The 23617-nt window shown below is 72.9% G+C and carries 16 protein-coding genes and 1 pseudogene; 10 read left to right on the top strand and 7 right to left on the bottom strand.

The features are described from left to right. Positions 1–93 precede the first annotated feature (93 nt). Positions 94–1725: a phosphoglucomutase (alpha-D-glucose-1,6-bisphosphate-dependent) gene (gene pgm / locus FHX74_RS15605; RefSeq protein ID WP_182561123.1), complete on the bottom strand. Its 1632-nt coding sequence runs from the start codon at positions 1723–1725 to the stop codon at positions 94–96. 79 nt (positions 1726–1804) lie between these two features. Here pgm and FHX74_RS15600 point away from each other — a divergent pair, with 79 nt between their 5' ends. Then, entirely contained in the window at positions 1805–2779 is a 975-nt protein-coding gene (locus FHX74_RS15600; RefSeq protein WP_182561122.1) for a co-chaperone YbbN, read from the top strand. 51 nt (positions 2780–2830) lie between these two features. Here FHX74_RS15600 and FHX74_RS15595 read toward each other — a convergent pair whose 3' ends face one another. Beyond that, positions 2831–3598 (bottom strand): phytanoyl-CoA dioxygenase family protein, encoded by a 768-nt coding sequence (locus tag FHX74_RS15595; RefSeq protein WP_182561121.1) that lies wholly within the window; start codon positions 3596–3598, stop codon positions 2831–2833. An 85-nt stretch (positions 3599–3683) separates the two neighbouring features. Here FHX74_RS15595 and FHX74_RS15590 point away from each other — a divergent pair, with 85 nt between their 5' ends. Further along, positions 3684–4511: a helix-turn-helix transcriptional regulator gene (locus FHX74_RS15590; RefSeq protein WP_182561120.1), complete on the top strand. Its 828-nt coding sequence runs from the start codon at positions 3684–3686 to the stop codon at positions 4509–4511. Between the two features lie 425 nt (positions 4512–4936). On the opposite strand, the gene FHX74_RS21160 is transcribed toward FHX74_RS15590, so the two are convergent. From FHX74_RS21160 to FHX74_RS15570, 4 genes and pseudogenes are all read right to left on the bottom strand, one after another. Further along, positions 4937–5746, bottom strand: a complete 810-nt coding sequence (locus tag FHX74_RS21160) for an NUDIX hydrolase (protein ID WP_182561119.1) — start codon at positions 5744–5746, stop codon at positions 4937–4939. A 299-nt stretch (positions 5747–6045) separates the two neighbouring features. Beyond that, a pseudogene (gene glgB / locus FHX74_RS15580) lies at positions 6046–7947 on the bottom strand (1,4-alpha-glucan branching protein GlgB); the annotation flags it as partial. Beyond that, positions 7947–9446, bottom strand: coding sequence for a phosphotransferase (locus FHX74_RS15575; RefSeq protein WP_182561117.1), 1500 nt, complete (start codon positions 9444–9446; stop codon positions 7947–7949). The gene FHX74_RS15575 and the pseudogene glgB, both read right to left, overlap by 1 nt. Then, positions 9443–11818 carry an alpha-1,4-glucan--maltose-1-phosphate maltosyltransferase gene (locus FHX74_RS15570; RefSeq protein ID WP_328823856.1) on the bottom strand — a complete coding sequence of 792 codons (2376 nt, stop codon included), beginning with the start codon at positions 11816–11818 and terminating at the stop codon, positions 9443–9445. Before FHX74_RS15570 ends, FHX74_RS15575 begins: the two co-directional genes overlap by 4 nt. A gap of 194 nt (positions 11819–12012) precedes the next feature. On the opposite strand from FHX74_RS15570, the gene glgP reads away from it, so the two are divergent. After that, a complete protein-coding gene (gene glgP, locus FHX74_RS15565) occupies positions 12013–14577 on the top strand; it encodes an alpha-glucan family phosphorylase (RefSeq protein WP_328823855.1) in 2565 nt (854 codons plus the stop codon). 113 nt (positions 14578–14690) lie between these two features. Then, the gene (locus FHX74_RS15560) at positions 14691–15356 is read left to right on the top strand and encodes an SDR family oxidoreductase (RefSeq protein WP_182561115.1); all 666 of its coding nucleotides are present in this window, start codon (positions 14691–14693) and stop codon (positions 15354–15356) included. A gap of 25 nt (positions 15357–15381) precedes the next feature. On the opposite strand, the gene glgX is transcribed toward FHX74_RS15560, so the two are convergent. After that, entirely contained in the window at positions 15382–17502 is a 2121-nt protein-coding gene (gene glgX, locus FHX74_RS15555) for a glycogen debranching protein GlgX (RefSeq protein WP_182561114.1), read from the bottom strand. A gap of 205 nt (positions 17503–17707) precedes the next feature. On the opposite strand from glgX, the gene FHX74_RS15550 reads away from it, so the two are divergent. The 6 genes from FHX74_RS15550 to FHX74_RS15525 all read left to right on the top strand — a co-directional run bounded on the left by FHX74_RS15550 (position 17708) and on the right by FHX74_RS15525 (position 23589). Next, positions 17708–18505, top strand: a complete 798-nt coding sequence (locus tag FHX74_RS15550; RefSeq protein ID WP_182561113.1) for an enoyl-CoA hydratase/isomerase family protein — start codon at positions 17708–17710, stop codon at positions 18503–18505. A gap of 61 nt (positions 18506–18566) precedes the next feature. Beyond that, positions 18567–19358 carry an electron transfer flavoprotein subunit beta/FixA family protein gene (locus tag FHX74_RS15545; RefSeq protein ID WP_182561112.1) on the top strand — a complete coding sequence of 264 codons (792 nt, stop codon included), beginning with the start codon at positions 18567–18569 and terminating at the stop codon, positions 19356–19358. A gap of 65 nt (positions 19359–19423) precedes the next feature. Next, a complete protein-coding gene (locus FHX74_RS15540; protein WP_182561111.1) occupies positions 19424–20386 on the top strand; it encodes an electron transfer flavoprotein subunit alpha/FixB family protein in 963 nt (320 codons plus the stop codon). Positions 20387–20445: 59 nt separating this feature from the next. After that, the gene (locus FHX74_RS15535; protein WP_182561110.1) at positions 20446–21603 is read left to right on the top strand and encodes a cysteine desulfurase family protein; all 1158 of its coding nucleotides are present in this window, start codon (positions 20446–20448) and stop codon (positions 21601–21603) included. Between the two features lie 52 nt (positions 21604–21655). Next, entirely contained in the window at positions 21656–22066 is a 411-nt protein-coding gene (locus FHX74_RS15530) for a PIN domain-containing protein (RefSeq protein WP_182561109.1), read from the top strand. Positions 22067–22131: 65 nt separating this feature from the next. Beyond that, entirely contained in the window at positions 22132–23589 is a 1458-nt protein-coding gene (locus FHX74_RS15525; RefSeq protein ID WP_182561108.1) for an NAD-dependent malic enzyme, read from the top strand. The last annotated feature ends 28 nt before the right edge of the window (positions 23590–23617 follow it).

Raw genomic sequence — 23617 nt, 5'->3', positions numbered from 1 at the left:
GCGCGCACGGAAGTCACGTGCGCGCGGAGCTTTCCCACCCTACGGTCGCGAGCCGGGTGAAACCCCTGGTCAGCGGGCTGGAGCCGGCCCGGATCAGCCGAGCGCGGCGGAGACCACCGCGCGGGCCTCCTCCTGCACCTGCGCGAGGTGCTCGGCGCCGCGGAACGACTCGGCGTAGATCTTGTAGACGTCCTCGGTGCCCGACGGCCGGGCGGCGAACCAGGCCGATGCGGTGGTCACCTTGAGCCCGCCGATCGCGGCACCGTTGCCCGGCGCCTCGGTCAGCTTGGCGGTGATCGGCTCGCCCGCCAGCTCGGTGGCCTCGACGTCGGACGGGCTCAGCTTGGCCAGCTTGGCCTTCTGCTCGCGGTTCGCGGGCGCGTCGACCCGGGCGTAGGCCGGCGACCCGTGCCGGGCCTCCAGCTCGGCGTAGTGCTGGCTCGGCGTCCGGCCGGTGGCGGCGGTGATCTCGCTGGCCAGCAGCGCGAGCAGGATGCCGTCCTTGTCGGTGGTCCAGGTCGACCCGTCGAGCGCGAGGAACGACGCCCCGGCCGACTCCTCGCCGCCGAACCCGATGTCACCCGAGCGGAGCCCGTCGACGAAGTACTTGAAGCCGACCGGCACCTCGACCAGGGTGCGCCCGAGGTCGGCGGCCACCCGGTCGATCATCGACGAGCTGACCAGCGTCTTGCCGATTCCGGCGTCGGGCTTCCAGCCGTCGCGGTGGCCGTAGAGGTACTGGATGGCCACGGCGAGGTAGTGGTTCGGGTTCATCAGCCCGGCGTCCGGGGTGACGATGCCGTGCCGGTCGGAGTCCGCGTCGTTGCCGGTGGAGATGTCGTAGGCGTCCCGGTTGGCGATCAGGCTCGCCATCGCGTTCGGCGAGCTGCAGTCCATCCGGATCTTGCCGTCGGTGTCCAGGGTCATGAAGTACCAGGTCGGGTCGACCGTCTCGTTGATCACGGTCAGGTCGAGCCCCAGGTGCTGGGCGATGTAGTCCCAGTACTGGACCGAGGCACCGCCGAGCGGGTCCGCGCCGATCCGCACGCCGGCCTCGCGGATCAGGTCGAGCCGGAGGGCGTTGACCAGGTCGTCGCAGTAGCCCCGCAGGTAGTCGTAGCGGTGCAGGTCGCCGACCACCGAGGCGAAGTCGGTGCGCCGGATCGCGCTGCCGTCGCGGAGCAGCTCGTTGGCCCGTGCGGCGATCGCCGAGGTGGCGTCGCTGTCGGCGGGTCCGCCGTGCGGCGGGTTGTACTTGAAGCCGCCGTCGCGGGGCGGGTTGTGCGACGGGGTGACGACGATGCCGTCGGCGACCTCGGCGGCGGCCGCCCCCCGGTTGTGCTGGATGATCGCGCGCGACACGGCCGGGGTCGGCGTGTAGTCGTCGTCGCCCTCGCAGAGCACGGTCAGACCGTTGGCCACCAGCACCTCGATGGCCGTGGTCCAGGCCGGCTTCGACAGTGCGTGGGTGTCCTTGCCGAGAAAGATCGGGCCGGTGATCCGCTGACTCGCCCGGTACTCGACGATCGCCTGCGTGGTGGCCGCGATGTGCGCGTCGTTGAAGGCGGTGTCCAGGCTCGACCCGCGGTGACCGGAGGTCCCGAAGACCACCCGCTGGTCGGGGTCGTCGGGGTCGGGCACCCGATCGTAGTAGGCACCCCGCACCGCGTCGACGTCGATCAGGTCTTCGGGGCGGGCCGGCTGTCCGGCGCGAGGGTGGGCCATGCCGCTCATCATGCCGAAGCCGCGGTCGGAGGGCGAGAGCGACTCCGGCCCCGGCCGGGGCTTTGGGAAGATGGCCCGCATGAGCAGCGCGAGCTTCAACCGACCGGGTGCCATCGACCTGTCCCAGCTGGCGGCACGGGCCCGCCAGCAGACCCCCCCGCAGGGTGCGGCCGGCGGACGGGCGCCGGCCGGCGGGGCGCGGGGCGCGTCCGGGCCGAACGCTGCCGGCGGCGGCTACGTGCTCGAGGTCACCGACGCCACCTTCGAGGCGGACACCATCCGGCGATCGACCCAGTACCCGGTGGTCGTCGAGTTCTACTCGCCGCGCGCCGGGGCGTCGGGGGAGCAGCTGTCGGCCACGCTGGCCGCGCTGGCCGCCGAGGCGGACGGCCGGTTCCTGTTGACCCGGCTCAACGTCGACGGCTCGCAGATCCCGCAGATGCTGGGTGTCCAGGCCGTGCCGACGGTGATCGGGATGATCGGCGGCCAGCTGGCGCCGCTGTTCCAGGGCAGCGTCCCGCGGGAGCAGGCCAGCGCCTACATCGACCAGCTGCTCCAGGCCGCGGTGGCCAACGGCGTGGTCGGCCGCGCCGAGCCGGTCGGTGGGGCCGCGGCGCCCGACGAGCAGGACGAGCCGGCCGTCGACCCGCGGTTCGCCGCCGCCGACGAGGCGCTCGAGCGTGGTGACTTCGCCGCCGCCGAGGCGGAGTTCGACAAGCTGCTGGCCGCCGATCCGGGTGACGCCGAGGCGAAGGCCGGCAAGGCGCAGGCCGGGCTGCTCGGCCGGACGGTGGACGCCGACCCGGCCGCGGTGCTGGCCGCCGCCAGCGAGCCCGGCGCCGGGGTGGACGCCCAGCTCGCCGCCGCGGACGTCGAGATGGTGCAGGGCCAGGCCGAGGCGGCCTTCGCCCGGCTGGTGGGCCTGGTGCGGACCAGCGCCGGCGACGACCGCGAGCGGATCCGGCTGAGGCTGCTCGAGCTCTTCGAGACCCTCGGCAACGCCGACCCGCGGGTGGCCAAGGGGCGTCGCGACCTGATGACCGCCCTCTTCTGAGGGCCGGCGGCCACCTCGGGAGCGATCGGGTCGGCCTCGACCGAGGGCGGCTCAGCGGTCGGCGACGACCCGGCCCTCGTGCAGGAACGGCTCGAACGAGCCCCACGGCTCGGAGCCGTCGGCGGTGGTGATCACCTCGCCCGAGTACTGGGCCAGGTAGACCCGGCGCAGCCGGTCGGTGAGGTTGGGGCCGCTGCGGTGGATGACCACCGAGGAGAACGCGACCACCGAGCCGGCCGGGACCAGCACCGGCATCCCGGGGTCGGAGCCGAAGTAACAGACCTGGTCGTTGACCCGGTCGTCGCGGACGTGCCGGATGTAGCTGCGGATCCCCGAGCGCGAGTAGGGGAGCAGGTAGACCGGACCGTTGTCGAGGGTGATGTCGTCGAGCGCGATCCAGCAGGTCAGGTAGGGCGCGTGGTTCTCGTGCACGTAGCCGGAGTCCTGGTGCCAGGCGAAGGTCGTGTCCGGGTCGCCGGCCTTGATCACGTACTGCTCCCAGAACAGATAGGCCTCCTCGCCGAGGGTGGCCCGGCAGACCTCGGCCATCAGGTCGCTGAACAGGAAGGCCCGCAGCTCCGGCCGGTCGCGGTAGATCATCGAGCTGAAGTAGCGCTTGCCGCGGGTGGTGAGCCCGAGGGCGTCCACCCCCTCGGCGTCCATCTGCGCGTCGGCGCTGGTGACCGCGTAGTCGGCGACCCCGCGAAGCAGCGCCAGCTGGTCGTCGCTCAGGGCGCGCTCGAGGACGAACCAGCCCTCGTCGACGTACTGGCGGCGCTGCGCCTGCGTCACGGTGGGAACGGTCGGCATCGTGGTCATGACGACGACCCTAGGCAGGGCGGGTGCCGGACGGCCATGACCGCCGTGTGCCCGGGCATGGACGATCTGGCGCTAGGGTCGGCTGGTGGGATGGACCCGGTTCCGGCTGCCGACGGTGTTCGACAGCGGGCTCGGTGCGGTCCGGCTGGCCGGCGAGGTGTCCGACGACGTCCCGCACGTGCCGGTCGCGCGGCGGATGGACAGCTGGATCCTGTCGGTCGTGACGGCCGGACGCGGGCTCTACCGCGAGCCGCCGACCGGTGACCGCCGCGGTGTCGAGGAGACCATCACGAGCGGCTCGGTGCTGCTCGTCCCGCCGGGGCGGACGCACTGGTACGGCACCCGCGGGAACGCTGTCTGGTCGGAGCTGTTCGTGGTCTTCGACGGCGCGCTGTTCGACACCCTCGCGGCCGCGGGGACGCTGCGGGCGCGTCGGCCCGCGCCGCTGGACCCGGTGCCGTCGATGGCGGGTCTGCGGGCGGTAGTGAGCGCCGAGCCGGTGGACGCCGCGGCGGCCGACCTGCGGCTGCTGGCCCTGGCCGGCTGGCTCGCCGAGCTGCGGGCCGCCGAGCGCGACGGGGCCGCTCCAGAGGGCCGGGACGCCGGGCTGGCCCGGGCCGCGCGACGGCTGGCCGCCGACACCCGCGCCGAGCTCGATCTGCACGATCTGGCCACCGAGACCGGGATGAGCTACGACCGGTTCCGTCGACGGTTCGCCGCCGTCCACGGCCGGGCCCCGGCGGCCTACCGCAACGAGGCGCGGCTGGCCGCCGCCGCCCAGCTGCTCCGGCTGACCGGGCTCGGGCAGCGCGAGATCGCCCGCCGGCTCGGCTACAGCGACGAGTTCCACCTGTCCCGCCGGTTCCGCGCTCGCTACGGCGTCCCACCCGGCCGCTACCGCCGCGGCGCGTGAGCCAGGCGGGCCGCTACCCGTGCGCTGAGCCTGTACCCGTGTACTGAGCCTGTCGAAGTGCGCGACCAGAGAGAGGGCGCTTCGACACGCTCGGCGTGTGTCTGTGCCCGTGCACTGAGCTTGTCGACGTGCACGGCCAGATGGCGCTTCGACAGGCTCAGCGCGCGTCTCTGGGGAACGGCGCTTCGACAGGCTCAGCGTGCGCGGCCGGACAGAGGGCGCTTCGACAGGCTCAACGTGCGTCCCTGGGGAACGGCGCTTCGACAGGCTCAGCGCGCGTGGCTGGGGAGCGGCGCTTCGACAGGCTCAGCGTGCGTCTCTGCTCGTGCACTGAGCTTGTCGAAGTGCGCGGCCAGACAGGAGTGCGCTTCGACGGGCTCAGCGCGCGTGCATGAGGAATGGCGCTCCGACGGGCTCGGTGCCCGTCAGGCGGGAAGGCTGCCGTCCTCGAGCAGGACGGTGCGGCCGGCGGGGAGGGTGGTGATGAGCTCGAGGCGGCGGCGGGCGAGCGGGGTGAGGTGGTCGGCGGCCTCGGCCAGGGTGACCAGCCGGACGGCGGCGATCTCGCTCGGCTGCAGGGTGAAGCCGGCCAGGTCGGCCTCGGTGACGAGGCCGCCGTCGAAGATCAGCTCGAGGGCGTCGTCCCAGCCGAGGTAGGGCGGCATCCAGTCGACGGCCAGCAGCGGGCCGATCGGCAGGTCGACGCCCAGCTCCTCGCGGACCTCCCGCGCGGCACCGAGCCGCGGTGCCTCAAACGGCTCGACGATCCCGCCCGGCAGCTCCCAGTCGGTCTTGAACCGCGTCTGGCAGAGCAGCACCCGGCCGTCGGCGTCGCGGTAGAGCACGTGGGCGATCAACCGCTTGCGGGGGAGCGCGCTGTTCATCACCGCGCTGAAGCCGACCGCTCCGCCGACCGGGTCCTCGGTCAGCCGGGCAAAGAGCACCGCGTCGACCGCGACGCCGTCCGGCCCGAGCAGCGCCCGCCGCCGGACACCCTCCTGGCGGAACCCGGACCGCAGCACCGCGCGCCGTCCCCACGGGTCGTCGGCGCGCACGGTCAGCTCGAGCCGACGGAACACCGCACCGGACAGCAAGGTCTCGGCGGTCCGGGTCAGCCGGTCCTGGAGCGCCTGGGCCTCGTCCGCGCCGCCGAGTGGCGCGGCTGCCGGCTCCGCCGACCAGGACAGCCGGGCGATCCCGTCGCCGGCGTCCTCGACGCCGAGCGCCCCGCTCACTCCTCCGTGGTGCCGGTCTCGCCGGCCCCGCCCGTGTCACCGGCCCCGCGGGAGCCCGGGCTCGTCGGGGTGTGCAGCGGGTCGGTGTCCGGGGCGTCGGCCCGTCCCTCCGAGCCGGTCGCCCGCCGGGTGGACGCTGAGGTCCGGGAGCCGGAGGCCTTCTTGGTGGCGACCCGACGCCCGGTCGCGGTGCCGCCCTCGGTGGCCGTCCGGGCCGCCCGCCGGGCCGGGGTCCGGGTGGCCGGCGCGGGGGTGGCGAACGACTCGTCGGGCACCGACAGCGGGTCGACGTCGGTGGGCGCCTCGGGGTCGTAGAGCAGCCAGACCGCGCCCAACGGCGGGATCGAGACGTTGCCGGTGGCCGGGAACCCGTGGGTGGGCACCGGCCGGGCGACGATCTGGCCCAGGTTGCCGACCTCCCCGGTGCCGTCGTACTGGGTGGCGTCGGAGTTGAAGATCTCCTTCCAGGTCCCGCGTGCGGGCAGCCCGATCCGGTAGTCGTACCGCGGCTCCGGCGAGAAGTTGATCAAGCAGGCGATCATCTGCGCCTGGTCGTCCATCCGCAGGAAGCTGAAGACGTTGCCGCCCCGGTCGTCGGCGTCGATCCACTGGAAACCGGCGGGGTCGGTGTCGAGCTTCCAGAACGCCGGGTGGTCCTTGTAGATCTGGTTCAGGTCCTTGATCATCAGCTGGACGCCGCGGTGACCCCACTGGTTGGAGTCCTCCCAGTCGATCCCGCGCTGCTCGCTGAACTCGCGCTTCTGCCCGAACTCGAGGCCCTGGAAGAGCAGCTGCTTGCCGGGGTGGCTCCACATGAAGCTGTAGAACGCCCGCATGGTGGCGAACTTGCGCCACTCGTCCTGCGGGACGCGCTCGTACATCGACCCCTTGCCGTGCACGACCTCGTCGTGGCTGATCGGCAGCACGAAGTTCTCGCTGTAGGCGTAGGCCATCGCGAACGTCATCAGGTTGTGGTGGTACTGGCGGTAGAGCGGGTCCTGGCCGTAGTAGCGCAGGGAGTCGTTCATCCACCCCATGTTCCACTTGAACCCGAAACCGAGCCCGCCCCAGTCGACCGGCCGCGTGACGCCGGGCCAGGAAGTCGACTCCTCGGCCACGGTGACGATCCCGGGCTTGCGCTGGTAGAGGTGCTGGTTGACGGTCTGCAGCAGCTCGACCGCCTCGAGGTTCTCGTTGCCCCCGTACTTGTTCGGGATCCACTGCCCCGCCTGGCGGGAGTAGTCGAGGTAGAGCATCGAGGCGACGCCGTCGACCCGCAGGCCGTCGATGTGGAACTCCTCGAGCCAGAACAGCGCGTTGGAGACCAGGAAGCTCTTCACCTCGTTGCGCCCGAAGTTGAAGATGTAGGAGCCCCAGTCGGGGTGCCAGCCGAGCTTGGGGTCGTCGTGCTCGTAGAGCGCGGTGCCGTCGAAGCGCTGCAGCGCCCACGGGTCGGTGGCGAAGTGCCCGGGCACCCAGTCGACCAGCACCCCGACGCCAGCCTGGTGCAGCCGGTCCACCAGGTAGCGGAACTCGTCGGGGGAGCCGAACTTGCTCATCGGCGCGAAGTAGCCGGTCACGTGGTAGCCCCACGAGCCCTCGTACGGGTGGTGGGCGACCGGCATGAACTCGACGTGGGTGTAGCCCTGCCAGGTGACGTACTCGACCAGCTGGTCGGCCAGCTCGAGATAGGTCAGCCCCTTGCGCCACGAGCCGAGGTGCACCTCGTAGATGCTCATCGGACGCTGGTGCGCGGCCGCCTCGCCGCGGTACCAGAGCCACTGGTCGTCGCCCCACTGGAACTGGCTCTGGTAGACGATCGACGCGTTGTGCGGCGGGGCCTCGCAGAACCGGGCCATCGGGTCGGCCTTGAGCCGCCAGACGTCGTCGCTGCCCAGCACCTCGAACTTGTAGAGGTTGCCCGTGCTGACGCCCTCGACGAACAGCGCCCAGACGCCCGAGCCGGGCACCAGCTGGAGGTAGTGGCCCTCGCCGTTCCACCAGTTGAAGTCGCCGACCAGCCGGACGGCCTTCGCGTTCGGTGCCCAGACCGAGAAGCGGGTGCCGCGCAGCTCACCGCGCTCGTCGTCGGTGACGGTGGTCTCGATCGCTCCAAGCCGTCGCCAGCACTCGGTGTCGTGGCCCTCGTGGAACCCGGTCAGGTCCCATCCGGTGAGGCCGGCGGTCGGGTCGAATGCCATCAGATCTCCTGGTCGCGATCGTGTGGGTGATCGTGGGACTGCGGGGTGGCGGCCAGCGCGGCGACCGCTCCGAGCGGGATGTGGACCCAGTCGGGACGGTTGCGCACCTCGTAGACCACCTCGTAGACGGCCTTGTCCGCGGTGTAGGCGCGCAGCAGCGCGGTCGCCTCGTCGTCCTCGGCGGGCAGCCCGGCGGCGCGCCGGTAGCCGGCCAGCATCGCCGTGCTGCAGGCCTGCGCCCAGGCCCGGGCGCTCTCGCCGCCGTCGTCGCCGGGGACGCTGGCCGCGGCGTACTCGTAGGAGCGGAGCAGCCCGGCCACGTCCCGCCACGGGTTGTCCGGGGCGACCCGCTCGGCCATCGTCTTGGCCGGCTCGCCCTCGAAGTCGATGATCTTCCACCCGGTCGGGGTGTGCAGCGTCTGCGCGAGGTGGAAGTCGCCGTGGACGCGCTGGGCCGGCAGGTCGCGTCCGCGCAGCTCGTCGAAGCAGCGGCGCAGCCCGTCGGCGTGCTCGGCGAGCGCCGGGGCCGCCTCGGTGGCTACCGCCAGCCGCTCGACCATCACGTCGGCCAGCTCGTCGCCCGCGATGGTGTCGGTGGCGAAGTTCGCCCCGAGGGCGCGGTGGATCTCGGCCAGCGCGCGGCCGAGGTCTTCGGACTCGGCGGTGAAGTCGGCGCCGGCCCGCAGCCGTTCGAGCGCCAGCTCCCAGCCGTCGGTCGCTTCGCGGAGCTTCTCGACCACCATCCCGAAGTCGGCGCTGTGCCGGACGCCCGCGGCGGTCCGCCAGCTGCCCTCGAGCCAGCCGTAGAGGGTGGCGACGTCCTCGATCCCGGCGTCGCTGAGGACCTGGTGGGCCTCGATGTCGAGGTTGCGGCCGAGCTCGAGCCGGCGGAACAGCTTGAGCATCGCCACGTCGCCGTACATCAGCGAGGTGTTCGACTGCTGTCCGCCGAAGACCGTGCTCGGCAGGTCGGCGGTCAGCCGGTCGCTGTCGCGCAGCCGGAAGGCCAGCGAGCCGTCCGCCGAGGTGGCGGCGTACTCGCCGAGCAGCCGGACCAGCAGCACCCGTCGGGCCTCCGAGTCCTGGACGCCGTCGCTGCCGACCAGCCGACCGCGCTCGGGGTCGTCGACCGTGACGATGCCGGCCGGTGCGCTGCCGTTGCCGGCGCTCGGCCCCGCGCCCGGCCCGGGCTCGCCGGCCGGCCGGTAGGCCATCAGCAGCTGGTAGTACTCGACGGCCTCGAGGTCGGTCTGGTCGTCCGGACCGCCGAGCCCGACGTCCGGTGCGGAGCCGGCGTAGCGCACCTCGGCGATCTCGATCCGGACCGCCGGGACGAAGTCGGCCGGCGTCAGCCAACCGAGGTCGACCACGTCGGCCACCCGGAAGTCGCGGCCCTTGCCGCCGAACCAGCGGGCTCCGGCCAGGTGCTCGCGCAGCGCGTCGCGGCGCGGGTCGCCCGGGCCGGAGGAGCCCGACGGACCGGCCGCGGCAGCGGTCACGCCCGGCCCCCGCGGTCGCCGGGGCCCGTGCCGGACGGACTGGCGGTGCCGGTCGGGCGGGCGGTGCCGGACGGGCCGCCGGTGCCGGTCGCCGGGGTCGTCGGCGTCGCGGACGCCGTCGGCTCGGGGGTGGTCTCGGCGGCGTGGTCTGCGGTGCTGTCGGCCGTGCTGTCGGCCGTGCTCTCGGCGGTGGTGTCGGCGGTGGTGTCGGCGGTGCTGTCGGCGGCCGGGATCGGCGCCGCGGCCCGCGGCCGGACGATGGTCAGCACGTGGGCCGGGTCCTCCGGGGTGAGCCGGACGAAGTTGCGGGTGCCCCAGCGCCAGGTCTGCCCGGTGATCTCGTCGTGCACCAGGTAGACCTCGTTCGGCGCCAGCCCGACCGCGTCCATGTCGATGGTCACCTCCGACTCCACCGTCTGGTGCGGGTCGAGGCTGCAGGCGATGATCGTGACGTCGTCGCCGGCCCGCTTGGAGTAGACGATCACCGACGGGTTCGGCGCCTCGTGGAAGGTGATGTCGCGCAGTTGCTGGAGCGACGGGTGGCTGCGGCGGATCTCGTTCAACCGGCCGATGAGCAGCGACAGCGAGTTGCCCGAGGCATCGGCGGCGGCGAAGTCCCGCGGCCGGTACTGGTACTTCTCGCTGTCCAGGTACTCCTCGCTGCCCTGGCGGACCGGCTGGTGCTCGAACAGCTCGAACCCGGAGTAGACGCCCCAGACCGGCGACAGCGTCGAGCCGAGGACCGCGCGGATCGCGAACGCGGTCCGGCTGCCCGACTGCAGGAACGTCGGCAGGATGTCCGGGGTGTTCACGAAGAAGTTCGGCCGGACGAAGCTGTCGGTCTCCCGGGACAGCTCGGTCAGGTACTCGATCAGCTCCCAGCGCTCGTTGCGCCAGGTGAAGTAGGTGTAGCTCTGGTGGTAGCCGACCTTGCCGAGGGTCTGCATCATCTCGGGGCGGGTGAACGCCTCGGCCAGGAAGAGCACGTCGGGGTCGGTGCGGCGGACCTCACCGAGCAGCCAGGCCCAGAAGTTGACCGGCTTGGTGTGCGGGTTGTCGACCCGGAAGATCTTGACCCCGTGCCCGACCCAGAAGTTGATCAGCCGCAGGCACTCGGCGTAGATGCCCTCGCGATCGCGGTCGAAGTTGATCGGGTAGATGTCCTGGTACTTCTTCGGCGGGTTCTCGGCGTAGGCAATCGTGCCGTCGACCCGCTCGCTGAACCACTCGGGGTGGTCGGTCACCCACGGGTGGTCGGGGGAGGCCTGCAGCGCGAAGTCCATCGCGATCTCGAGCCCCAGCTCGTGGGCGCGGGCGACGAACCGGTCGAAGGAGTCGAAGTCGCCCAGGTCGGGGTGGATCGCGTCGTGACCACCCTCCACGTTCCCGATCGCCCACGGCGAGCCCGGGTCGCCGGGGCCGGGGTCGAGGCTGTTGTTCGGCCCCTTGCGGAAGTGCGTGCCGATCGGGTGGATCGGCGGCAGGTAGACGACGTCGAATCCCATCGCGGCGGCCGCCTCGAGCCGCTCGTGGGAGGAGTCGAAGGTGCCCGAGGTCCAGGTGCCGGTGGCCTCGTCGTAGGTCGCGCCCTGCGAGCGCGGGAAGAACTCGTACCAGGAGCTGAACAGCGCGGCGCGCCGGTCGCAGAAGATCGGGTACTCGGCGGTGGGGGAGACCAGCTCGCGCGGGCCGTAGGCGAGCATCGCCTCGCGGACCTCGGGCGACAACGCGATCTCCAGCCGGTCCTCGACCTGCTGCGGGGACTCCAGCGCCGCAGCGGCCTCGCGGAGCACGGCCGCACTGTCGGTGTCCTCGGCGTCGGCGGCGCGCTCGGCGGCCGGGCCGAACAGCTGGACGCCCTCGGCGCAGACCAGGCTGACGTCGATGCCCGCCGGGATCTTGATCTCGGCGTTGTGCACCCAGGTCTCCCACGGGTCGTCCCAGCCCTCGACCCGGAAGTGCCACAGACCGACCTGGTCGAGCACCACGGTGGTGCCCCAGCGGTCGAACCCGGCGGGCGGCACCCGCTCCATCATCGCGACGGTCTCGTTGCCCTCGGGGTCGATCAGCACCACGTTCGCGTTGACGGCGTCGTGGCCCTCGCGGAAGACGGTGGCCTCGATCGGGATCGCCTCGCCGACGGCGGCCTTGGCGGGATAGGCCCCGGACTCGATCACCGGCGACACCTTGGTCACCGGGATCCGGGTGATCGGCGTCCCGTACTCGGGCTCCTCGATCACCAGCGTGCTGCCCGACCGTCCGGACGGGGCGGACGCGGGTGCCGGGTCGGACGCCGGAGTGGGTGCCGGAGCGGACGCGGCCGGGCTGGGCGTGGCCGGGGTGGACGACGTGCGGGGCGCATCGGAGGTCACGGCGCCAACCTAGCGGCTCACCCCGACGGCGGGCAGCGGGCGGTCGGCGCCCGGCGGCTCCGGCGAGCTCTGCGGGGCCGGGTGAGCGGGACTGTCCGAAGGGTGGACCGGCCGGGGCGGCATTTCCTCGCACGAGCCTCGGGTGCTCCCGCTGCCGTTACGGTATGCCGGTGCGCGCCATCCGACGATTCACCGTGCGTCCCGTGCTCCCGGACGCCCTGGCCCCTCTGGCCGACCTCGCCCTGAACCTGCGCTGGTGCTGGCACCCGGAGACGCAGGAGCTGTTCAACGGGGTCGACCCCGATCTCTGGGCCTCCAGCGGCGGCGACCCGATCCGGCTGCTGAGCGAGGTCTCGGCCGACCGGCTGCAGCGGTTGGCCAAGGACCGCAAGTTCGTCAAGAACCTCCAGCTGATCAACGCCGACCTGGCCGACTACATGAGCGCGGACCAGTGGTACCAGGAGTACGCGAGCGGGAACGCGTCGGCGCCGAAGGGGATCGGCTACTTCTCCTCCGAGTTCGGCATCACCGCGGTGCTGCCGCAGTACTCGGGTGGTCTGGGCATCCTCGCCGGTGATCACCTCAAGTCCGCCAGCGACCTCGGCGTTCCGATCATCGGCGTCGGGCTGCTCTACCGGCAGGGCTACTTCAAGCAGTCGCTCAACGGCGCCGGCTGGCAGCAGGAGCGCTATCCGCTGATCGACCCGAACAGCCTGCCGCTGAGCCTGCTGCACGAGGACACCGACGAGGGCGCGGTGCCGGTGCGGATCGAGGTCCCGCTGGCCGGCCGGACGCTGCACGCGCAGGTCTGGCTGGCCCAGGTCGGCCGGGTGCCGCTGCTGCTGCTCGACTCCGACGTCGAGCAGAACCAGGGCGCCGAGCGCGAGGTCACCGACCGGCTGTACGGCGGGGGTGTCGACCACCGACTGGCGCAGGAGCTGCTGCTCGGCGTCGGCGGCGTCAGGGCCATCCGTGAGTACTGCCGGATCACCGGTCACCCCGAGCCCGAGGTGTTCCACATGAACGAGGGCCACGCCGGTTTCCTCGGTCTGGAACGGATCCGCGAGTACATGGAGGACGGCGCGGACTTCGACACCGCGCTTGAGCACACCCGCGCCGGGACGGTGTTCACCACCCACACGCCGGTGCCGGCCGGCATCGACCGGTTCGACAAGCACCTGGTGTTCGACCACTTCAACGGCTTCGGCGCGCTGCCGATCGACCGTGTCCTCCAGCTCGGTGCGGAGGACTACGAGGGCGGCGACCCGGAGAAGTTCAACATGGCGGTGATGGGCTTCCGGCTCGGTCAGCGCGCCAACGGCGTCTCGCAGCTGCACGGCGAGGTCAGCCGGGAGATGTTCCACGGTCTGTGGAAGAGCTTCGACACCGGCGAGGTGCCGATCACCTCGATCACCAACGGCGTGCACCACCAGACCTGGGTGCACCCCGAGCTGCTCGAGCTGCTCGAGAGCCCGCGCGGGAACACCGACACGGTGATCGACGGCTACGACTGGGCCGGCCTCAAGCGGGTCGACCCGGCCACCATCTGGGCGCTCAAGCGGCGGATGCGGACCGACCTGATCGCCATGACCCGGGCCCGGCTGACCGAGAGCTGCCACAACCGGGGGATCTCCGCGGACTGGGTGGGCGGCGTGCTGAGCCCGGACGTGATCACCTTCGGCTTCGCCCGGCGGGTGCCGAGCTACAAGCGGCTGACGCTGATGCTCCGCGACCCGGCGCGGCTCAAGAAGCTGCTCACCGACCCGGACCGGCCGATCCAGATCGTGATCGCCGGCAAGAGCCACCCGGCCGACGAGGGTGGCAAGGCGCTGATCCAGCAGATGGTGCAGTTCGCCGACGCCGAGGACGTCCGGCACCGGATCGTCTTCCTGCCCGACTACGACATCGGCATGGCGCGTCCGCTCTACCCGGGCTGCGACGTCTGGATGAACAACCCGCTGCGCCCCTACGAGGCGTGCGGGACCTCGGGGATGAAGGCGGCGCTCAACGGTGCGGCCAACCTCAGCATCCGCGACGGCTGGTGGGACGAGTGGTACGAGCCGGCGTTCGGCTGGGCCATCCCGTCGGCCGAGGGGATCGAGGACCCCGAGCAGCGCGACGACATCGAGGCCCGCGCGCTCTACGACATCATCGAGGACGAGATCGTCGAGCGGTTCTACGACGTCGACGCGAACGGCCTGCCGCAGCGCTGGATCCAGATGATGGCCGACACCGTGGCCGGCCTCGGCCCGAAGGTGCTGGCCTCGCGGATGGTCCGCGACTACGTGACCAACCTCTACGCGCCCGCGGCGGCGTCGTCGCAGCTGGTCAGCGACCGGCCCGACAGCGCCAAGGAGCTGGCGGCCTGGAAGGCCCGGGTCCGGGCGGCCTGGCCGCAGGTGGCCGTCGACCACGTCGAGAGCCTCACCGGTGACGCGGTCGAGGTCGGGACCGACATCCAGGTCAGCGCGCTGGTGCGGCTCGGCTCGCTCAGCCCCGACGACATCGAGGTCCAGCTGGTTGCGGGCCGGGTGGACGCCGAGGACAACCTGCACGAGACGCACAGCTACCCGTTCCCCTCCGGCGAGGACGTGGACGGCAGCGGGCTGCGTCGCTACGAGGGCGTCGTCGCCGCCGACCGGACCGGGTCGATCGGCTACACCGTCCGGGTGGTGCCGAGCCACCCCGACCTGGCCAGCGTGGCCGAGATGGGCCTGGCGGCGCTGCCGTCGGACCTGCCGCAGCCGCCGAGCGCCTGAGCGTCACCGTCTGATCAGAACCGTCTGATCAGACACCAGCGGGTGAGATCGGGCCGGGTGTTCCCGGCCCGGTCTCACCCGTTGTGCTGTCCGGGGTGGGGGAGACTGACTGCATGCGCATCGTCATCGCCGGAGGTCACGGCCAGATCGCCCTGCTGCTGTCGCGCCGCCTGGCCGACGCGGGGCACCAGCCGGTCGGGCTGATCCGCAACCCCGAGCAGGCCGACGACGTCCGGGTCGCCGGCGCCGAGCCGGTCGTCCTCGATCTCGAGCAGAGCTCGGTGGACGAGATCGGGCTGGCCCTCGACGGCGCCGACGCGGTCGTGTTCGCCGCGGGCGGCGGCCCGAACAGCGGAGCGGCGCGCAAGCTGACCGTCGACCGCGACGGGGCGGTGCTGCTGGCTCGGGCGGCGGAGACCGCCGGGGTCCGGCGCTACGTGATGATCTCCGCACTCGCCGCCGACGACTACGACCGCGACGCCGCCGACGTCGAGACCGGCGAGGTGTTCCAGGTCTACCTGCGCGCCAAGGCCGAGGCCGACGAGGCCGTCCGGGCCAGCGAGCTCGACTGGACCGTGCTCCGCCCCGGCGGGCTGACCGACGACCCCGGGACCGGTCGCGTCCGGTTGGCCGAGCGGACCGGCCGGGGCACGATCCCGCGGGCCGACGTCGCCGCGCTGGTCGCCGCCTGCCTGACCGACGGTCTGGCCGTCGGCGTCCAGGTCGAGGCGGTCAGCGGCGACACCCCGATCGGCGAGGCGCTGGCCGCTCTCGGCTGAGCGACGAGCGGCCCGGTCGCGCCTCTCAGTCGGCCTGCAGCACCACCACGGTCCGGCCCGGGATGGTCAGCATCCCGTCGGCCGCGAAGCGGTCACCCTCGATCTCGCCGTCCGCGCCGGTGTGGCAGATCATCGAGTAGCCGCTGGCCCAGGCCCCGCCCGGCAGCTCGACCGTCACCGGGTCGACACCGGCGTGGATCCACACCAGGTAGGCGTCGTCGGCCTCGCGCTCCGGCCGGTCGTCGGCCAGGTACATCCCGAGCGTCCGGCGGCCGGGGTCGTTCCACTCCGCGTCGGTCATCTCACCGGACCGGTCGTGCGGATAGCCGCTGAACCAGGCGATGTTCTTGCGTCCGGTCTTCTTCCGCCCTCGCCGCGGCCTGACGTCCTCGCCGTGCCGGAAGGTGGTGCGGGCGAACACCGGGTGCTGGGCCCGCAGCGCGGTCAGCGTGGTGGTCAGCCGGTGCAGGTCCTCCCAGGTCTGCTGGGTGTCCCAGTGCACCCACGAGATCGGCGAGTCCTGGCAGTAGGCGTTGTTGTTGCCGCCCTGGGTGCGGCCGATCTCGTCGCCGGCCAGGATCATCGGCACGCCGGTCGACAGCAGCATCGTGGCCATCATGTTCTTGGTCTGCCGGTGCCGCAGCGCGTTGATCGCGGGGTCGTCGGTCTCGCCCTCGTAGCCGCAGTTCCAGGAGCGGTTGTCGTCGCTGCCGTCGCGGTTAGACTCCCCGTTGGCGCTGTTGTGCTTGACGTCGTAGGTGACCAGGTCGCGCAGCGTGAAGCCGTCGTGCGCGGTGACGAAGTTGATGCTCGAGGTGGCCGGGCGGTCGCTGTGGTCGAAGACGTCGGTCGAGCCGGCCAGCCGGACCGCGAGCTCGGAGACCCCGCCGATGTTGCCGCGCCAGAAGTCCCGGACGAACCCGCGGAACCGGTCGTTCCACTCCGTCCAGCGTGGGCCGAAGGCCCCGACCTGATAGCCGTACGGGCCGACGTCCCACGGCTCGGCGATCATCTTCACGTCCGCCAGCACCGGGTCGTCGGCGATCGCGGCCTTGAACGGATGATCTTGACGGACGTGGTGCTCGCTGTCCCGCAGCAGCGTGGTGACCAGGTCGAAGCGGAAGCCGTCGACGCCCATCTCGGTGACCCAGAACCGCAGCGAGTCCAAGATCATCCGCAGTACGCCCGGGTTGGAGGTGTCGACCGAGTTGCCGCACCCGGTGACGTCGTAGTCGTTGCGTTGATCATGGGTCAGCCGGTAGTAGCCGGCGTGGTCGATGCCCCGGAACGACAGCGTCGGGCCCTCGTGGCCGCCTTCCCCGGTGTGGTTGTAGACCACGTCGAGGATCACCTCGATCCCGGCGGCGTGCAGCGCCGAGACCATCTCCTTGAACTCGCGGACCTGCTGACCCATCGTGCCCACCGAGCAGTACGCGGCGTGCGGGGCGAAGAACCCGAGGCTGTTGTAGCCCCAGTAGTTGCTCAGCCCGCGGCCGATCAGGAACGGCTCGGAGACGAAGTGGTGCACCGGCAGCAGCTCGACCGCGGTCACCCCGGTGGCCTTGAGGTGGTCGATCACCGCCGGGTAGGCGAGCCCGGCGTACGTGCCGCGCAGGTGCTCGGGCACCGCCGGGTGCAGCTGGGTGTAGCCCTTGACATGCAGCTCGTAGATCACCGACTCGGCCAGCGGGACCCGCCGCGCGACCGGCGCCGGCGGCGGCGTCTCCTCGACCACCACGCTCAGCGGCACCGCGGCGAAGCTGTCGGTCGGGTCGGGCAGGTAGTCCGACTCCGGGGTGTGGTCGAGGATCGGGCCGCTGTAGTCGACACCGCCGGTGATCGCCCGCGCGTAGGGGTCCACCAGCAGCTTGGCCGGGTTGAACCGGCGACCGTCCTCGGGGGCCCACTCGCCGTGCACCCGGTAGCCGTAGCGCTGCTCGGCCCCGACGCCGGGGACGTGGGTGGTCCAGACGCCCTCGGCGTCCATCGTCATGTCGAAGTTGTGCTGGGTGCGGTCCTCGTCCACCAGCGCCAGCTCGACCCGGGTCGCGCGCGGCGCCCAGAGGCCGAAGGAGGTCCCGCCGTCCCGGACGTGCGCCCCGAGCAGGGTCACGTCGGTGGGCGTGGGCAGATCCACGTGCGTCATGTGTCAACTTCCCGTTGTCCTGCAGGCTCCGCGGCCGTCCGGCCGCCGCGGGGCACCTCCAGGTTGTGCACCAGCGCGCCCATTGTGCCCGTAACCGGACCGGCGCGTGCCCGACACCGGGAGCGCGCGACCGGACGGCCGGTCGACCCGGCTCCGCCGCGTCCCTGCGGCGGCGTCGTCACCGCGGCGTCCTAGGGTGCCGCCCATGACGCAGACATCCGGCTCCGGGGGCGACGAGGTCGTCCGGCTCGAGGTGGCCGACGGCGTGGCCACGATCCGGGTCGACAAGCCCAGGATGAACGCCCTCGACGCGGACATCCAGCACCGGCTCGGCGAGGCGGCCCGCGCCTGCGACGCCCGCGACGACGTCGCCGCGGTGGTGATCACCGGCGGGCCGCAGGTGTTCGCCGCCGGTGCGGACATCAAGGAGATGGCCGGCCTCGACCACGCCGCGATGGCCACCCGGTCGGCCCGGCTGCAGGCCGACTTCGCCGCGGTGGCGAGGATCGGCAAGCCGGTGGTCGCGGCGGTCAACGGGTACGCGCTGGGCGGCGGCTGCGAGCTCGCGCTCTGCGCGGACGCCCGAATCGCCGCCGACGACGCGGTGTTCGGCCAGCCCGAGATCAAGCTCGGGCTGATCCCGGGCGCCGGCGGCACCCAGCGGCTGGCCCGGCTGGTCGGCCCGGCCCGGGCCAAAGAGCTGATCTTCACCGGGCGGTTCGTCGACGCGGCCGAGGCGCTGGCCCTCGGGCTGGTCGACCAGGTGGTGCCGGCCGCCGAGGTCGCCGAGCGCGCACGCGCCTGGGCGGCGCGGTTCGTCGGCGGTCCCGCGCTCGCGCTGCGGGCGGCCAAGGCCTGCGTCGACACCGGGCTGGGGCTGCCGCTCGAGGTCGGCCTCGACCTCGAGCAGCGCCAGTTCGCCGCCCTGTTCGGCACCGAGGACGCGCGGGCCGGGACGGCCGCGTTCGTGGCCAAGACCGAGCCCCGGTTCACCGGCCGCTGACGGTTTGAGGTCTCTTGTTACCCGTGAGTAATATCGGCACCGACCGCGAGGAGGCAGCCAGATGAAGATCGCCGTACTGGTGAAGTACGTCCCGGACGCGACCGGCGACCGGGGCTTTGCCGACGACGCGACCGTCGACCGCGAGGGCACCGACGGGCTGCTCTCCGAGCTCGACGAGTACGCCCTCGAGCAGGCGCTGCGGATCGCCGAGGACGGCGACGCCGGCGACGACGTCGAGGTGGTCGCGGTGACCGTGGGTCCCGACGACGCCGCGGACGCGATCAAGCGCGCGCTGCAGATGGGCGCGCACTCCGGGGTCCACGTCCTCGACGACGCCCTGCACGGCTCCGACGCCCCGGCCACCAGCGCGGTCCTCGCCGCCGCGGTCCGCAAGCTCGAGCCCGACCTGGTGATGTGCGGGATGGCCTCCACCGACGGGTCGATGGGCGTGGTGCCGGCGATGCTGGCCGAGCGGCTCGGCTGGCCGGCCGCGACGTTCGGGGCCACCGTGGCGACCGACGGCAGCACGGTGACGATCCGCCGCGACGGCGACGTCGCCAGCCAGACCGTCGAGGCCGCGCTGCCCGCCGTGGTGAGCGTCACCGACCAGTCGGGCGAGGCGCGTTACCCCTCGATGAAGGGGATCCTGGCGGCCAAGAAGAAGCCGGTCGAGACCTGGGACCTGGCCGACCTCGGCGTCGAGCCGGCCACGGTCGGCGCCGGTGCCGCCTGGACGGCGGTCCGGCAGACCGCCCCGCGTCCGCCGCGCGAAGCGGGCCGTCAGGTCACCGACGAGGACGGCTCCGGCGCGAGCGCGCTGGTCGAGTTCCTCAGCGCCGGCAAGTACGTCTGACCGGTCGCAGCGGGTCGCGGACAGGTCGCAGCAGGTCCAGAGCAGGACGAGAGGGAGAACGAACGATGGCGCAGGTGGTGGTGCTGGTCGAGCAGGCCGGTGACGGCGTGGCCAAGCCGAGTCTCGAGCTGCTGACGCTGGCCCGGCGACTCGGTGAGCCGGTGGCGGTCCTGTTCGCCGACCCGGACCGGGCCGCGGCGCTGGCGCCGACCCTCGGCGAGTACGGCGCGACCGCGGTGCTGAGCGCCTCCGGACCGGACTTCGAGGACTACCTGGTCGGCCCGAAGGTCGACGCGCTGGCCCAGGTCGTGGCCCACCGGCAGCCGGCCGCGGTGCTGGTCAGCTCCGGTCTCGAGGGCAAGGAGATCGCCGCCCGGCTCGCGGTCCGCACCGAGTCCGGGCTGATCACCGACGCCGTCGACGTCCGCGCCGGCGAGGACGGCCCGGAGACCACCCAGTCGGTGTTCGCCGGCAACTGGTCGGTCACCGCCACGGTCACCCACGGCACGCCGATCATCACCGTGAAGCCGAACGCCGTCGCGCCCGAGCCGGCACCGGCCAGCCCGCAGGTCGAGCCGCTCGAGGTCACCGTCGCCGACACTTCGAAGGGCGCCCGGATCACCGCCACCGAACCGAAGCGGTCGAGCGGTCGGCCCGAGCTGACCGAGGCCGCCGTGGTGGTCTCCGGTGGCCGCGGCACCGGCGGTGACTTCTCCGAGGTCGAGGCCCTGGCCGACGCGCTCGGCGGGGCGGTCGGCGCCTCGCGGGCCGCCGTCGACTCGGGGTGGTACCCGCACAGCTACCAGGTCGGCCAGACCGGCAAGACGGTCTCCCCGCAGCTCTACGTGGCGGCCGGGATCTCCGGGGCGATCCAGCACCGCGCCGGCATGCAGACCTCGAAGGCGATCGTCGCCGTCAACAAGGACCCGGAGGCGCCGATCTTCGCGCTGGCCGACCTCGGCGTGGTGGGCGACCTGCACACCGTGCTGCCCGCCGTCGCCGACGAGGTCGCCAAGCGGAAGGGCTGAGCCCCGCACCGACGGAGCGAACCGCCCGCCCGTCGGTGCGGCGGGTCTAGCCTGATCCGGTGACCCGGACCTATCTCGACCACGCGGCCAGCACGCCGATGCGGCCGGTCGCGATCGAGGCGGTCGCCGTCGAGCTGTCCCGCACCGGCAACCCCTCCTCGCTGCACGGCTCCGGCCGCGCCGCCCGCAAGCGCGTCGAGGAGTGCCGGGAGCAGATCGCCGCCGCGGTCGGTGCCCATCCCACCGAGGTGGTCTTCACCTCCGGGGGCACCGAGTCGGACAACCTCGCCGTCCTGGGCGGCTTCGCCGCGGCACGGCGCCGGGGCCGCGACGTCGTGGTCTGCGCCGCCACCGAGCACCACGCGGTGCTCGACACCGTGCACCGGCTGGGGACCGCGGGCGCCACCGTCGAGGTGGTCGGCGTCGACGCCGAGGGCCGGCCCGATCCCGAGGCGCTCGCCGCGCTGGTCGACCGGTACGCCGACCGGCTCGGCGTGGTCTCGGTGATGGCCGCGAACAACGAGACCGGAGTGTGCACCGACCTCGACGCCGTGGTCGCGGCCGGACGCCGGAGCCCGGCGCTGCTGCACAGCGACGCCGTCCAGCTGGTCGGTCAGCGGCCGTTCTCGTTCGCCGACTCCGGGCTCGACGCGGTCAGCCTGACCGGGCACAAGCTCGGCGGTCCGGTCGGCACCGGCGCCCTGCTGCTCCGCCGCGACGCCGCGGTCGACCCGATCCAGTTCGGCGGGGGACAGGAGCGCGAGCTGCGCTCCGGGACCCTCGACGTGGCCGGGATCGCCGGGTTCGCGGCCGCGGTCGACGCCGCCGTCGCGGCGCTGGCCACCGAGCAGCCCCGCCGCGCCGCCCTCCGCGACCGGCTGGTCGCCGGGGTCCTCGCCGCGGTCCCCGGCTCCCGGCTGAACGGCGGCGGGGAGCGGCTGCCCGGGATCGCCAACCTCGAGTTCGCCGGCGCCGACGCCGACGCGGTGCTGATGCTGCTCGACCGGGCCGGGATCGACTGCTCGACCGGTTCGGCCTGCAGCGCAGGACTGGCCCAGCCCAGCCACGTCCTGCTGGCCATGGGCCGCGACCCGCGGCAGGCGCGTTCGGCCCTCCGGTTCTCGCTCGGGCACCCGAGCACCGAGGCGGACGTCGCCGCCCTGCTCGCCGCGCTGCCCGAGGCGGTCGAGCGCGGCCGGCTCGCCTCCGCCGCCTGAACCGCGCCGTCGCCGGACGTCCGGTGTCGGTGCTTGCTGCCACCATCGGGCCGTGACCCGCTACGCGATCGACGCCGCCGTCGCCCTCGACCTGGTCCGCCGGGCCTCCGACGCCGACCGGCGCCACCCGCTGGTCGGACCGGCGGTGCTGCGCTCCCAGGTGCTGGCCCGGGTCTGGGCCGACGTCCGGTCCGGCCGGCTGGACGAGCCGGCCGGCCGCGCCCTGGTCGACCGGCTGGCCGGCTTCCGGATCCGGCTGCTCGGCGACCGGGTGTCCCGGGCGACCGCGTGGCGGATCGCCCGCGAGGCCGACTGGGACGACGTCACCGCGGCCGAGTACCTCGCCGTCGCCGTCCTCCAGGCCGACGTGCTGGTGACCGACGACCCGGAGCTCCGCGCCCGGGCCGACGGGCGGATCGCGGTGGCCGGGCCGGACGTGCTGGACGCGCCGCCAGCCGGCTGACCGACCTGCTTGTCATTCCGCTTCGCAGAAGCTAACGTCCGCGATACGGAAAACGAGAGGACCTCATGCCGACTCCGAGCCCGGGCTACGCGATCACGCTGCGGATCGACGCCCCCGCCAGCCCCACCGTCACCTCCGAGCTGGCCCGGTGCGTCGCCGCCGCCGGCGGCTCGGTGACCGCGCTCGACATCGTCGAGTCCCGGCCCGACGCCCTGGTCGTCGACCTGACCTGCGACACCAGCGGCGAGGACCACGCCACCACGGTCGCGGCGGCGCTCGAGACGCTGCCCGGGGTCGCGGTCCGCAAGGTCAGCGACCGGACGTTCCTGCTGCACCTGGGCGGCAAGCTGGCCGTCGAGCCCAAGGTGCGGCTCCGCAACCGTGACGACCTGTCCCGCGCCTACACCCCGGGCGTCGCCCGGGTCTGCCGGGCCATCGCCGCGCACCCGGAGGACGCGCGCCGGCTGACCATCAAGCGCAACACCGTCGCGGTGGTCACCGACGGCACCGCGGTGCTCGGACTGGGTGACATCGGTCCGGCCGCCGCACTCCCGGTGATGGAGGGCAAGGCGGCCCTGTTCAAGCAGTTCGCCGACGTCGACGCGTGGCCGGTCTGCCTGGACACCACCGACACCGAACAGATCATCGCGATCGTCAACGCCCTCGCTCCGGTCTACGGCGGCGTCAATCTCGAGGACATCGCTGCCCCGCGGTGCTTCGAGATCGAGGCCCGGCTGCGCGCCGAGCTCGACATCCCGGTCTTCCATGACGACCAGCACGGGACCGCGATCGTCGTACTGGCCGCCCTGGTCAACGCGCTCCGGCTGGTCGGCAAGACCATCGACCGGGCCCGGATCGTCGTCTCCGGGGTCGGCGCGGCCGGGCACGCGATCGTCCAGCTGCTCCGCGCCCAGGGGGCGACCCGGATCGTCGCCTGCGCCCGCAGCGGAGCCGTCCACCGCGGTGGCTCCTACACCGACGCCCACCGCCGCTGGATCGCCGACCACACCAACCCCGACGGGTTCGACGGCACGCTGGTGCAGGCGCTCGCCGGTGCGGACGTGTTCATCGGCGTCTCCGGTCCCGACCTGCTCACCGGAGCCGACGTGGCGACCATGGCCGACGGAGCGATCGTGCTGGCGCTGGCCAACCCGGACCCCGAGATCGCGCCGGCCGAGGCGGCCGAGCACGCCGCGGTGGTGGCCACCGGGCGCAGCGACTTCCCCAACCAGATCAACAACGTGCTGGCCTTCCCCGGACTGTTCCGCGGCCTGCTCGACGCCGCCGCGCGCGACATCACCACACCGATGCTGGTCGCCGCCGCCGAGGCGATCGCCGACTGTGTCGGGCCCGACGAGCTCAACGCCAGCTACATCGTCCCCAGCGTGTTCGACGCCCGGGTCGCCCCGGCGGTCGCCGCCGCGGTGGCGCGGGTGGCGGGGGAGGGACGGCCGGTGCCGACCGGGGGCGAGCCGGACGCGACACCGCACCGGGTCGAGCAGCCGGTCCCCGTCGGGGTGTGAGTCAGTGGTTGGCTGGGCCCCTGACGCG

This window comes from Microlunatus kandeliicorticis, from assembly GCF_014137855.1.
Lineage (GTDB): Bacteria > Actinomycetota > Actinomycetes > Propionibacteriales > Propionibacteriaceae > Microlunatus > Microlunatus kandeliicorticis.
The sequence above is the reverse complement of the archived record's forward strand: the minus strand, read 5'-3'. Positions and strand labels throughout refer to the sequence as shown.